Below are 13,360 nucleotides of genomic sequence, written 5' to 3'. Positions count from 1 at the left end.
TGAAGATGGCGAAGGATCTGGAATTCGATACCGTGGCGCGGCAGCGCCTGAAGGCGGGCGTGGACAAGCTCGCCCGCGCGGTGAAGGTCACGCTCGGCCCGAAGGGGCGGAACGTGGTCCTGGAGAAGAAGTTCGGCAGCCCGACGATCACCAAGGATGGTGTGACGGTCGCGAAGGAAGTCGAGCTCGATGACCCGGTCGAGAATCTCGGCGCGATGATGGTCAAGGAAGTCGCGACCAAGACCTCCGACGCGGCGGGCGACGGCACGACCACGGCCACGGTGCTCGCGCAGTCGATCTTCACCGAGGGTCTGAAGAGCGTGACGGCCGGCGCGAACCCGATGGCGCTCAAGCGGGGGATCGAGAAGGCGGTCGAGGCGGTCGTCGCGAACCTGCACGAGATCTCCGTCGAGACTTCGGGCAAGAAGGAGATCGCTCAGGTCGCGGCGATTTCGGCCAACAGCGACCATGAGATCGGCGAGTTGATCGCCGACGCGATGGAGAAGGTCGGGAAGGACGGCGTCATCACGGTCGAAGAGGCGCGCGGCCTCGAGACCGACCTCGAGACGGTCGACGGGATGCAGTTCGATCGCGGCTATCTCTCCCCGTACTTCGTCACGGATCCGGACAAGATGGAGGTCGTGCTCGACGAGCCGATCATCCTGATCCACGACAAGAAGGTCTCGGCCATGAAGGACCTGCTCCCGGTCCTCGAGAAGGTGGCGCAGATGGGCAAGCCCCTCCTGATCGTGGCGGAGGATGTCGAGGGCGAGGCGCTCGCCACGCTCGTCGTCAACAAGCTGCGCGGGACGCTCAAGGTCGCGGCCGTCAAGGCACCGGGCTTCGGCGATCGCCGCAAGCAGATGCTGCAGGACGTCGCGATCCTGACGGGCGGCCAGGTGATCTCCGAGGAACTCGGCTTCAAGCTGGAGAACACGGTGGTCGGCGACCTGGGGCAGGCGAAGCGGATCGTCATCGACAAGGACAACACGACCATCGTCGACGGCGCCGGTGACACGGACCGGATCCGGGGCCGGATCAGCGAGATCAAGGTCGCGATCGACAAGTCGACGTCGGACTACGACCGCGAGAAGCTGCAGGAGCGGCTGGCGAAGCTGGCCGGCGGCGTGGCGGTCATCAACGTGGGCGCGGCGACCGAGACCGAGATGAAGGAGAAGAAGGCTCGGGTCGAGGACGCGCTGCACGCGACGCGGGCGGCGGTCGAGGAAGGCATCGTGCCGGGCGGCGGCGTGGCGCTGCTCCGGAGCCAGGCGGTGCTGGACGGGTTCGAGCGCGCGGACGCGGACGAGACGATCGGGATCAAGATCGTGCGCCGCGCGATCGAGGAACCGATCCGCATCATCGCCTCGAACGCGGGGGCCGAGGGTGCGATCATCGTCGAGAAGGTCCGCGAGGCCGAGGGGCACAACACCGGCTACAACGCGGGGACCGGTGTGTACGAGGACATGGTGAAGGCCGGCGTCATCGACCCGACCAAGGTCACGCGCACGGCGCTCCAGAACGCGGCTTCGATCGCGGGTCTGCTCCTGACGACCGAGGCGGTCGTCGTCGAGCGCCCCGAGAAGGAGGACGCGGCGGCGGCCGGGATGCCGCCCGGCGGCGGCATGGGCGGCATGTACTAGCAGCCCGTCCGCCGAAGGCCCGCGGGACGGCGATCTTCGTCCCGCGGAAGGGAAGTACGGGAAGGCCCGGCTCCGGCCGGGCCTTCGCGCATCCGGGCGGCGCGGTTACGATGGAGCGCGATGACCTCGATACCATGGCTCCCCCGCATGCCGACAGGGACCGGCGTTGCACGGCCGGCGGCGCTCGGCCTCGCCGCGCTGCTGTCGCTCGCGTGCGCCGACGCCACGGGGCCGGACGGGTCGCCCTGCGATGTGGTCACGCGCCGCGGCGCGGCCGAGCTGTCGCTGTCGCTGGCGCCCGGGGAGATGTGCCAAGTCCCACTGGACGATCTCGTGTCCATGGAGGTGGAATCGGGCACCACCTCCGCCCAATACCTCATTGCGGTACAGAGCGGCTTGAGGTCGCCCGGCGCGCGCACCCGCCTCCGCCTCTCGGCGAGGGGCCGCGAGGCGACGGCCGCACAGGTGCCGGCGCTCTCTTCCGCTCCCCGTCTGATCTCGGCTGAGGGGCGGCGTCTGGAAGCGGCATCGTCGGCGGAACTGACCCTGCGAGCATCCGCGCGACGCACTCTGCTCGGCGCGCGACCGTTGAACGCGACCCGGCCGCGCGCGCCCCTTCCCGCGGAGTGGGCGTCCGGAGCGGAGTCCAGGGGCGCGACACGACCCCCGGTGCCCGGGGATACGGTCGTCTTCCGGAACGGGGTGAGTCCGGATCTCGGCGTCGATTGCGCGGGGATCCACGATGTGACCGCGGTCGTTCGCGCCGTGGGCCCGAACCTGGCGGTCGCCGAAGATGTGGATGGGTCCGGCTGGGTGTCCGACGCGGAGTACGCGACCGTGATCCGGGCGCTGGAGAACATCGTCTTCCCGGTGGTCACGGCGTACTTCGGCGAACCCGCCGACGTCGACGGGAACGGCGTCATCTGGGTGCTGTTCACTCCGGTGGTGAACCGGACGACCCCTCGCAACAGTACGACGCGGATCTCCGGCTTCTTCAACCCCGTTGACTTGGCCGACCCCGAGAGCTGTGCGGCCTCGAACGGCGGTGAACTCCTGTGGCTTCTCGCGGCCGATCCCGACGGCCGGTACTCGAAACCGGTTCCAGCGTCCTTCGCCACGACCCGGGCGATCGGAGTCGCCGCGCACGAACTCGAACACCTGATTTCGGCCGAACGGCGCGCCGTACTCGAGGGTGGGAGCTTCGCCGACCTCGAGGCGGTGTGGTTGAGCGAAGGACTCGCCCATTCGGCGGAGACCGTCGTCGGGATGACCATCGGCAGGCTGCGTCCCGGCAGCAACTACGGTTTCGAGGAACTGGCCGCGCTCCCCGAGACCTTCCGCACATATTTTTTTCCGAACCTCCGGCGGGCCGCGTATTACCTGACCGATCCCCACCGGACGCCCGCGCTCGGAGACGAGGAGGGCCGCGATCCGTCCGGCGTTCCGTCGCTGGCCATGCGAGGCTTCGGCTGGCTCCTGCTGCGCTGGTTCGCGGATCAGTACGCCGTCGGCGCAGGGGGCCTGCTTGGAGGTCCCCCTGAGGAAACCATCTTCCGCGACCTGGCGGGTGGCGGCCCGGGCCGCACGCGTGGCGTGGAGAACCTCGAACGGGTCGCGGCCTCGGTGGGCGCGCCGGGGGACTGGGAGGAACTGCTCGCGACCTGGGCCCTGGCTCCCATTGCGGACGACCGGCAGGGAGAGATACCCCTCTCGACCCAGGTCACGAGCCTGCAACTGCGGGACGCGTTCGCAGCACTGCACCGGGAGCTGGAGGGCGAGGAGCCCTTCGACCGCGAGTTTCCGCTCTTCACGACCGACATCGCGCTCACGGCCGACACCGACGTCCGGGTCGACTTCGAACTGAACGCGGCGACGGGCCGGTACTTTGTGCTCGAGAGCGACGGACCGCACCCGCCGCTCCGGGTCCGGCTGACGACCCTGGCCGGTGGACGCGTGCCCGGATCGGCGGGGGTCCGGTTCGTCGTGCTCCGCACTCGCTAGCGGGCGACTTCCGCGGTGAGCCCGTATCTTGGCCTCGAGAGCTGCGGTCGGGCCGCTCCGGGCATATCGGGCGGTCGCGGGCAGACCCGTGGCGGAGAAACAGGGAGTGAGCCAGGGATGAGACCACGCGACCGGTGGTGGCCGTGCATGGCCGGGCTCTCCGGCCTCGTCCTCGCCGCCTGCGGAGGAGACGGTACGACGGAGCCCCCGCCGCCTCCGCCACCCCCGGTCGTCATGGGCTGCCGGGCGGGTGCGGCGGAGACGCCGGTGTCCGGTTCGATCACCACGGTGGACATCGCGCCGGGCGGACTCGTCACGCTGGACTCTCCCGGCGATGTGCGCGCGTTCCGGCTCGCCGGCGGCGAGGAGCCTCGCAACTACGAGGTCATCGTACAGAGCACCTCGATCGTGCCGGGGCTGAGTACGCAGGGCTGCATACGCGTGCGCGCCGAGCGCGCCTCGGCGAACGCCGCGCCCGCCCGCCCCGAGCCTCTCACTCCCGCGAGCAGGTTCACGAGCCGCGAACTTCGGCGCCGGTCATCCTGGTTCGAAAACGAGCGCCTCCTGCGGGAGCGGGAGATGGCGGAGTTGGCGAGAGTCGGTGCGAGACCCATCCGGCAAAGGGCGCGGAGGGTCGACCCGACGGCTCCGATGGCGGCGATGGCGCCGCCCGGACTCGGCGACACGCTCTCGTTCACCATCGGCGTGAGTCCGGACCTGAGGGTCGACTGCCGCAACACGACGCTCGTTCGGGGCGAGGTCCGGTACGCGGGCCAGCACTTCACGGTCGTGGAGGACCTCGAGTTCGCCACGCAGCCGGCGAGCGACCGATTCACGGAAGAGGAATTCGAGACCATCGGCCTGCAGCTCGACGAGATCGTGTACCCGATGGACGTCGCCTACTTCGGGGAGCCGGCGGACATCGATGACAACGGGACGGTGTTCGCCCTCATCACGGCGGAGGTGAACAGGCTCACCCCCGCCGGCGAAGAGAGCATCGTCGCCGGCTTCTTCCTCGCGCAGGATCTCACGTCGGCGAGCACCTGCCCCGCGTCGAACGAGGGAGAGATCTTCTATCTGGTGGGCCCCGACCCCGACGAGGACTACGGTACGGACATCAGCCTCAGCTTCGCGAACGCCCTCGCGCGCACGACGATCGCGCACGAGTTCGTCCACCTTCTGAACACGCAGCAGCGGGTCACGCTCGGGAACGGGAGCTTCAGCGACCGCGAGGTGGCCTGGCTCGACGAGGGGATGGCCCACCTCGCCGAGGAAATCGCCGGCCTGCGGACGGGGGGCTTCGGGACCCGCGAGAATCTGGACCTGGAGGCGATCACCGCGAGCGAGGAACAGCTCACCGTCTACAATCACTTCCACCTGCTGAACCACATCCGGCTGGGTCGCTTCCTTCGGGGCGGCTGCCCGACCCCCGACCCCGACGGCCCCGCCTCCGTATTGGCGCTCGGCGACATCGGAGGAGAGGATCCGAGCGGGGTCGAATCGCTCGCGTTTCGAGGCTTCGGCTACAGTTTCGTGCGCTGGCTCGGAGACCATTTCGGGGAGTCCGGGGACGGGGGCGCGCTGCCGGGAAGCCGGGAGGAAGGGCTGTTCCGCGAACTGTCCTCGGGCGGACCGGCGCACGCGAAGAGCACCGGCAACGTGGAGCGCGCAATCCGCACGGTGGCGGGATCGGACCTGTCGTGGGGCGACCTCCTTCCCCTCTATCTGGCGTCGCTGGTCGCGGACGACAACGCACCGGCGGAAGCGGATCCACGCACGCAGTGGGTAACCTGGAACCTGAGGGGCCTGTACGGGCAGCTGAACGCCTCGAACCTCGGGGACGGATGTCCGTTCACGCGCGACTTTCCGCTCTCTCCCTCGAGGGTGTCGCTGCACGCGGGAACGAACAGCGCGATCGAGTTCATGCTGAACGCGTCCACGGGGCGTTTCGTGTCGATGACGGGCACCGGCGCCCACCCCGACGTGCTCGTCCAGATCACGGACGAGGACGGGGGGAACCTGCCGTCCCGGGCGAGGCCGCAGGTCACGATCCTCAGAGTCCGGTGAGTCCGCCGGGCGGCGCGTCGCGCGGATTTGGCGATAATCCGGGCGGACCCTAGCTTCCGCGTCCACCGATGTCCGAGAGCATCGTCCATCGACGGGTAGGCCGATGAACGACCCCCACATCTCCATCTCGCTCCCCGACGGCTCGCCGAAGGAACTGGCGTCCGGCGCCACCGCGGCGGACCTCGCCACCTCCATCGGCCCGGGGCTGGCTCGGGCGGCGGTAGCCGCGCGCATCGATGGGCAGCTATCGGATCTCTCGGCGCCGCTCCCCGACGGGGCCGAGGTCGCGATCGTCACCCGCGACGATGGCGATCCCGACGCGCTCTACGTGCTCCGGCACTCCGCGGCGCACGCCCTCGCGACGGCCGTCCGCGAACTCTATCCGGGGGCCGGGATCGGCTTCGGCCCGCCGATCGACGACGGCTTCTACTACGACTTCGACGTCCCCGCGCCCTTCACGCCCGAGGACCTGGAGCGGATCGAGCGCGTGATGGCCGAGGTCGTCGTGGCGGACGACCGGTTCGAGCGCCGTGAGGTCGAGCACGATGAGGCGCAGGAACTGTTCGCCGACGATCCCCTCAAGCTGGAGCGGCTGGCCGAGATCCCGGAGGACGAAGCGATCTCCGTCTACCGCAACGGCCCGTTCCTCGACCTCTGCCGGGGGCCGCACGCGCCGCGGACCGGCGAGATCCGGCACTTCAAGCTTCTCAGCGGTGCGGGAGCGTATTGGCGCGGCGACGAACGGCGGCGGATGCTGCAGCGCATCTACGGCACCGCCTTCTATTCGGGCAGCGCGCTCGAAGCGTTCATCACCCGGCGCGAGGAGGCGCGGAAGCGCGACCACCGGAAGCTGGGTCGCGAACTCGACCTGTTCTCGATCCAGGAGGATATCGGTCCGGGGCTCGTGTGCTGGCACCCGAAGGGCGCGCGCATACAGCAGGAACTGCGGCGCTGGATCGAGGACCTGCAGCAGTCGCGTGGCTACGACGTCGTGTACACGCCCCACCTCTCGAGCGAGGCGCTCTTCCGGCGCTCCGGGCACCTGCCGAACTACGCGGAGAACATGTATCCCGGCATGGAGGGCGCCGAAGGCGAGGCGTTCCGCGTAAAGCCCATGAACTGTCCGGGGCACATCACGATCTACGCGGCGCGCCCGCGCAGCTACCGAGACCTCCCGGTCCGGCTGTCGGAGGTCGCGAACGTGTACCGTTACGAGCGGTCGGGGACGCTGCACGGGCTGCTGCGCGTCCGCATGCTCACCATGGACGACGGACACGTCTTCTGTACCCCGGACCAGATCGAGGACGAGATCTTCATCTGTCTCGGACTGGTGGACACTGTGATGACGACCTTGGGCCTCGACTATCGGTTCGATCTTGCAACGCGTCCCCACGGCGAGAAGCGGATCGGCGGCGACGAGGTCTGGGATATGGCGGAGGCCGCGCTGCGCGAGGCGCTGGAGCGGGCCGAACTGGACTATGAAGTGGACGAAGGTGGTGGCGCCTTCTATGGCCCGAAAATCGACATCAAATACCAGGATGCCATCGGGCGGGAATGGCAGGGAGCCACGATTCAGCTCGACTTCAACCTGCCCGACCGTTTTGGCCTCGAGTACATGGGCCCCGACAACAAGCCGCACCGGCCCGTGTTGATCCACCGCGCGATCTTCGGCACGCTGGAGCGCTTCACCGGTGTCCTCATCGAGCACTTCGCGGGCGCGTTCCCCCCCTGGCTCGCGCCGGTGCAGGTCCGCGTGATCCCGATCACCGACGTGCACGCACCCGCCGCGGGCGAAATCCGCGACCGGCTCGTCGCGCAGGGCCTGCGCGGCGAACTCGATGACCGCTCCGACACGCTCGGCTACCGCATCCGCGACGGGGAACTGCAGAAGATCCCCTACCTGCTCGTGGTGGGAGACCGCGAGATCGAAGCCGGAACCGTGGCCGTGCGCGCTCGAGGTGCGAGCCGGAAACAGGCGGTCGTCCCCCTCGACGATTTCATCCGCCGTATCCTGGACCGCGTCGCAACCCGCTCCCTCGAGGCGTGATCCGTCTCCGGAGGCGGGGGGTTTCATTGACACCGGGGTGCCGGTGAGGCAGGTTGGAGGGGTCGAAAAAAAACGGAAGCGGGGCCGCGATGCCCCCACCCTATCGGCGCACGGAATCGTGTTGCTGCCGGGTCAACGGCATACCCCCGTTGTGGGGCGTATCTCCGTGCCCGGTCGGCCGTCGCCGAACCGGGCTTTTTTTATGAGGTGAAGTGAACGGAGACCCACGAGTCAACGACAAAATCCGGATCAGCCCGATCCGGCTCATCGACGAGCAGGGTGAACAGCTCGGAATCGTCGCCACGGACGAAGCCCGCGCGCTCGCGACGGAGCGCGGACTGGACCTGGTGGAAGTAGCGCCCGCGGCGCGGCCGCCCGTCTGTCGGCTGATGGATTTCGGGAAATACAAGTACGCGCAGGCGCGGAAGGCCCGGGAGGCGAAGAAGAAGCAGCACATCATCACCGTCAAGGAGGTGAAGCTGCGGCCGAAGATCGAGACGCACGACATCGACTTCAAGATGCGTCACGCGCGCAGATTCCTGGGTGAGGGTGACAAGGTGAAGTTCACGCTCATGTTCCGCGGACGCGAGATTACGCACCCCGAGCGAGGGCGACGGATTCTCGACCGCGTGAAGCAGGAACTGCAGGATATCGCGGTGGTGGAGTCGGACATCGCGCACGAGGGCCGCACGATGACGATGCTGATGGGGCCGCACCGGACCTAGTCCGGCTCGCGGGAATCGGAGATCGATCCTCCGTCGCCGGACGGAGGCCAGACGGAGTGGACGCCATATGCCGAAGATGAAGACGAACCGGTCCGCCGCGAAGCGGTTCCGAAAGACGGGGAGCGGCAAGTTCCGGCGCCAGCGTGCCTACCACAGCCACATCCTCACGAAGAAGAGCCCGAAGCGTAAGCGTCGGCTCCGCCAGGGGACGCTTGTGTCGAAGGCGGATGAGAAGCGGGTGAAGCGACTTCTGGGGACATAGCCCGCCCCGACTTTCCAGCACAGTAGCAGGAGGTGCGGTCATGCCACGCGTGACGAGCAGCGTTGCACGTAACCGTCGCAAGAAGAAGATACTCAAGGAAGCCCGCGGCCAGTTCGGGGCGCGGTCGAAGCTCTATCGTACGGCCAAGAATTCGGTCGAGCGCGGCTGGGCCTACGCCTACGTGGGCAGGCGCCGAAAGAAGCGCGACTTCCGACGGCTGTGGATTGCCCGCATCAATGCCGCGGCCCGGCAGCACGGCATCTCCTACTCGCGTTTCGTCAGCGGGCTCAGGACGGCCGGCGTGGATCTCAACCGCAAAGTGCTCGCGGACCTGGCCATTCGGGACCCGGCCGCCTTTACCAAGCTTGTCGAGGTGGCCAAAGCCAACGCCCCATGACCCCGGCCGGAGCGTCTCTCCTCGATCGGCTGGCTGGGATCGAGGCGGAGGGGCTCGCCGCGATCGGGGAGGCGAGGGATCCCGACGGTCTCGAATCGGCCCGGGTCGAGTATCTGGGCCGGAACGGGCGGCTGGCCTGCGTCATGTCCTCCATCGGGAAGGTCGAGCCGGCCGCCAGGCGCGGGGTCGGGCAACGCGCCAATGCCGTGAAGACGGCGCTCCGCGAGGCGCTGGAGCGACAGGACCGGCAGTTGGCCGCGACGGCTCGCGCTCCGAGCGGCGGCGTCGACCTCACCCTGCCCCCGCGGGGGCGCTGGGTGGGCGGCGTCCATCCCGTGACCCGCGTGATCGACGAGATCTGCGACATCTTCGCGGAACTCGGCTTCACGCGCGTGCTCGGCCCGGAGGTCGAGTCGACATGGTACAACTTCACCGCGCTCAACATCCCGCTCGATCACCCCGCCGCGGACATGATGGACACGTTCTACCTCGACGAAGACACCGTGCTGCGTACCCATACGTCGCCCGTCCAGGCGCGCGTCATGGAGGCGTTCGCGCCGCCCGTGCGCGTCGTCGTCCCGGGGCTCGCGTACCGGCGGGATTCGTTCGATCCTTCGCACGCCCCGGCGTTCGAACAGATCGAGGGTCTCGCGGTCGATGAGGGCGTCGACTTCGTCGAGTTCCGCGCGGCGATCCAGCATTTCGTGCGTCACTTCTTCGGCGCCGGGACGAAGAGCCGTTTTCGCCCTTCGTTCTATCCGTTCACGGAACCCTCCGCCGAGGTGGACGTGTCGTGCGCGGTGTGCCAGGGGAGCGGCTGCCCGACCTGCAAGCGCACCGGCTGGATCACGATCATGGGTAGCGGGATGGTGGATCCCGCCGTGTTCGAGGCCGTCGGCTACGACCCGGAGCGCTACACCGGCTACGCCTTCGGCATGGGGCCGGCGCGGATCGCCATGGTCCGGCACGGCATTCCCGACATGCGGCTCCTCTACGAGGGGGAGATGAGTTTCCTGGGGCAGTTCGTATGAACATCTCCTTCAACTGGATCCAGGAGCTGGCGGGGCTGCGCGGCGAGCTGCGGGATCCGCGGATCCTCGCCGAGCGCCTGACCATGACCGCGGCCGCCGTGGAGAAGATCGAAGCCGTTGGACAGCGGCTCGACGGCATCGTGGTGGCGCGCGTGCTGGACCTGGCCCCGCATCCGAACGCGGACCGGCTCACGCTGTGCAAGGTGGACCGCGGCGACGGGGAGGTGCTCGACGTCGTTTGCGGAGCCCCGGTCATCGAGCGGCGCGGACTCTACCCCCACGTGGCGCCCGGAGGTCGGCTCCCCGGCGGATTCCGGATCGAGAGCCGGAAAATCCGCGGCGAATTGAGCCACGGGATGCTCTGCTCCGAGGCCGAACTCGAACTCGGCCGCGACAAGGGGGGGATCATGCGGCTCGGCGACGACCTCGAGCCGGGCGTTTCTCTCGCCGGAGCCCTCGGCCTCCCGGACACCCGCCTGACCCTCGACCTGAATCCGAACCGCGTGGATCTCGCCTGCCACATGGGCGTCGCGCGGGAATTGTCCGGATCGCTGGCGCCGCGCGACTTCGGCGGAACGCGCTGGACCCCCGAATGGCGCGACGGAGACGCGGAGGCGGAGGGCGCCGGGATGAGAGTCCGCATAGAGGCGCCGGAGCGCTGTTCGCGCTACATGGCCGCCGTCGTGCGCGGGGTGAAGGTGGGTCCCTCACCCGCGTGGCTCGCGGGCCGTCTCCTGGCGGCGGGCGCACGCCCGATCAGCAACGTCGTCGATGCCACGAACTACGTCCTCCTCGAACGCAACCAGCCGCTGCACGCCTTCGATCTCGCCAGGCTGGCGGGGCCCGAGATCCGCGTCCGCGCGTCCGTGGCGGGCGAGCCGCTGACGACGCTCGACGGCGAGGAGCACGAACTGACGCCGGACCAGACGGTCATTGCCGACCGGGACCGCGCGGTCGCTTTCGCCGGCGTGATGGGAGGGCTCGACACCCAGGTCACCGCGGACGCGGTGGACCTGCTGATCGAGTGCGCCGCCTTCGATCCCGCGGGGGTGCGGAAGACCCGTTCGGGCGCCGGGCTGTCCACCAACGCGTCCTACCGCTTCGAGCGGGGGATCGATGTCCACGCGCAGGAGCAGGCGCTCATCCGCTGCGTCGAGTTGATCCTCGCCACGGCCGGCGGCGAGGCGGACGCGACCGGGCTTCGGGTGGGGCCCCGCCCGTCGTCCGCGGAGCCCATCGACTTGCGGGTCGGGCGTGTGGATCAGGTGTTGGGGTTCCGGCTCACCGGCGCTGACATTCTCGACGCGCTGCGGCCGATCGGCTTCGAACCCCTCCCGCCGGCCGAGTCCGGCGGCGAGGGAGACCGCGTACGGGATCGTGTGCGGGTCTCCGTGCCCGGCTGGCGTACGGATGTGGAACGGGAGATCGATCTCGTGGAGGAAGTGGCGCGCCGGGTCGGGTACGACGCCGCCTTCGGGCAGGATCGCAGATTCCGGCCCAGCGCGGTGCCCGAAGACCCCCGGGTCGCGAAGGAGGCCCGGGCGCGGAGGATGCTGAGCCAGCGCGGACTGCTCGAAGCCCGCAGCCTGAGCTTCATGCCGCGGGATTTCCGCGGCAACCGGGCGATCGTCGCGGTGCCGAACCCTCTATCCGCCGAGGAGAGCTGTCTGCGCTCCGCCCTCGTGCCGGTGCTCCTGCGGCGCCTGGAGCACAACTACGCGCGCGGCAATCGAGACGTGCGGCTGTTCGAACTGGGTACCGTATTCGGTCACGCCGAGGGGAGCGGGCCGTCCGGCGAGACGGGCCGAACCGTCGAAGAGGCGGGGCGCGTGGGCGCGCTGATCACGGGGGCGCGACGGCCGGATCACTGGTCCGGACCTAATCTCGACTTCGATCTCTGGGATCTCAAGGAGATCGCGGATGTGCTCGCCCACCAGTTGTGCGGGGCCGAACTGGAACCTTCGCCGGGCGTTGCGGAGGGGGTCGCCGCCGCCCCGGGACCTCCGCTGGCCGGGCCCTGGCTCGCGGACGGCGGGTTCCGGGCCGTCAGGGACGGTCGCGTCATCGGGGTGGCGGGAGCCGTGCACGCCGCATGCATCGACGCGCCGCCGTGGGCGGCCCCCGCCTTCGCGCTCGAGTTCGATCTCGACGCCGTGGAGGGACGCGCCGTTCCCCGGTACCGCCGGACATCGTCCTTCCCCGAGGTGCGCCGGGACCTCTCGATGACGGTACCTCGAGGCGTGGCCGCGGCCGCCATCGAACGAACGGTACGCGAACACACATCGGATCTGTTACGCGAGGTCCGCCTCTTCGACGTCTATTCCGGTGACGAGATCGAGGGCGGTCGTCTAGGGCTGGCCTGGACGTTCCGCTTCCGTGCCCCCGATCGCACGCTGACCGATCAGGACGTAGAGTCGGAGATGTCCGCGCTGTCCGCTGCCCTGGAGGAACGAGTCGATGCCAGAATCCGCCGGTCCTGAACGTCGCCGGGAGGTCGAGAGGGTGCTCGAGCGCCTGTCCCGAGCCGTGGACGCTGTCGGAGAGCAGGTCGAGGGCATGCTGCGGGGCGCCGCCGGGAACGCGGAACCGGACGGCGGGTTCGAGGAGCGTCTCGGCGCGCTCGAAGACGAGAACCGGCAGCTTCGCGAGACGCTGGTGCGCGCGAAACGGAAAGCCGAGCGTCTGCGCACCCGGCTCGCGCTCGTGGAGGATGAGGTATGAGTTCCGCACGTGGAGCGTCGCCGGTGCGCGTGATGATCTTCGGCGAGGAATACCAGATCCGCACCAGCCGCCCGGAGTCGCATACCCGGGCCTGCGCGAGATACGTGGACGACGCAATCCAGCGGGCTCACGTCCGGGGGGTCGCGGAGCCGCACCGCGCCGCCATTCTCGCGGCGCTCCAGATCACCGATGAGCTCCTTGAGGAGCGCCGTGATGCGGAAGCGTTGGCGCAGGCGGTCGAGGTTCGGCTCGTCGAACTGGCCGAACGCCTCGAGGCGCTGGCCGGGGCGGGCGCCGCGGTGGAGGCCACGCCCGGCGAGACCCCCGAGGTCGCGGAGGCCGACACGGCCTGAAGGCCGTCCGCGCGCCTTGCGGCGTCCAGAATCGAACGCGACGTTTCGTTACGGAAGCGAGTCGGTGTCGTGCTGTCTGTAAAGGCGGCGTCGCGTAAGCGTCGCGGCATCTC

Annotated in this window: 11 protein-coding genes; all 11 read left to right on the top strand. The window is 69.1% G+C overall.

From position 1 onward, the window contains the following. Nucleotides 1-5: 5 nt before the first annotated feature. Nucleotides 6-1,643, top strand: coding sequence for a chaperonin GroEL (gene groL, locus ACOOHF_RS15240; RefSeq protein WP_420462314.1), 1,638 nt, complete (start codon nucleotides 6-8; stop codon nucleotides 1,641-1,643). A gap of 120 nt (nucleotides 1,644-1,763) precedes the next feature. Continuing rightward, complete coding sequence (locus ACOOHF_RS15235; RefSeq protein ID WP_420462313.1) at nucleotides 1,764-3,644, top strand: hypothetical protein; 1,881 nt, start codon at nucleotides 1,764-1,766, stop codon at nucleotides 3,642-3,644. 117 nt (nucleotides 3,645-3,761) lie between these two features. After that, nucleotides 3,762-5,711, top strand: a complete 1,950-nt coding sequence (locus ACOOHF_RS15230; RefSeq protein ID WP_420462312.1) for a hypothetical protein — start codon at nucleotides 3,762-3,764, stop codon at nucleotides 5,709-5,711. A 103-nt stretch (nucleotides 5,712-5,814) separates the two neighbouring features. Beyond that, nucleotides 5,815-7,758, top strand: coding sequence for a threonine--tRNA ligase (thrS, locus tag ACOOHF_RS15225; RefSeq protein WP_420462311.1), 1,944 nt, complete (start codon nucleotides 5,815-5,817; stop codon nucleotides 7,756-7,758). A gap of 212 nt (nucleotides 7,759-7,970) precedes the next feature. Beyond that, nucleotides 7,971-8,483, top strand: a complete 513-nt coding sequence (infC, locus tag ACOOHF_RS15220) for a translation initiation factor IF-3 (protein ID WP_420462310.1) — start codon at nucleotides 7,971-7,973, stop codon at nucleotides 8,481-8,483. Nucleotides 8,484-8,550: 67 nt separating this feature from the next. Continuing rightward, a complete protein-coding gene (rpmI, locus tag ACOOHF_RS15215) occupies nucleotides 8,551-8,745 on the top strand; it encodes a 50S ribosomal protein L35 (RefSeq protein ID WP_419935672.1) in 195 nt (64 codons plus the stop codon). Between the two features lie 40 nt (nucleotides 8,746-8,785). Beyond that, nucleotides 8,786-9,142: a 50S ribosomal protein L20 gene (gene rplT / locus ACOOHF_RS15210; protein WP_420462309.1), complete on the top strand. Its 357-nt coding sequence runs from the start codon at nucleotides 8,786-8,788 to the stop codon at nucleotides 9,140-9,142. Beyond that, nucleotides 9,139-10,173 (top strand): phenylalanine--tRNA ligase subunit alpha, encoded by a 1,035-nt coding sequence (gene pheS, locus ACOOHF_RS15205; protein WP_420462308.1) that lies wholly within the window; start codon nucleotides 9,139-9,141, stop codon nucleotides 10,171-10,173. Before rplT ends, pheS begins: the two co-directional genes overlap by 4 nt. Next, nucleotides 10,170-12,653 (top strand): phenylalanine--tRNA ligase subunit beta, encoded by a 2,484-nt coding sequence (gene pheT / locus ACOOHF_RS15200; RefSeq protein WP_420462307.1) that lies wholly within the window; start codon nucleotides 10,170-10,172, stop codon nucleotides 12,651-12,653. The genes pheS and pheT overlap by 4 nt, the downstream gene beginning before the upstream one ends. Further along, entirely contained in the window at nucleotides 12,631-12,894 is a 264-nt protein-coding gene (locus ACOOHF_RS15195) for a hypothetical protein (protein ID WP_420462306.1), read from the top strand. The genes pheT and ACOOHF_RS15195 overlap by 23 nt, the downstream gene beginning before the upstream one ends. Further along, a complete protein-coding gene (locus ACOOHF_RS15190; RefSeq protein WP_419935668.1) occupies nucleotides 12,891-13,247 on the top strand; it encodes a cell division protein ZapA in 357 nt (118 codons plus the stop codon). Before ACOOHF_RS15195 ends, ACOOHF_RS15190 begins: the two co-directional genes overlap by 4 nt. Nucleotides 13,248-13,360: the final 113 nt, after the last annotated feature.

The sequence above is a fragment of the Candidatus Palauibacter sp. genome (assembly GCF_965216145.1).
In the GTDB taxonomy this organism is placed as follows: domain Bacteria; phylum Gemmatimonadota; class Gemmatimonadetes; order Palauibacterales; family Palauibacteraceae; genus Palauibacter.
This window is presented reverse-complemented; position numbering and strand designations above follow the sequence as displayed.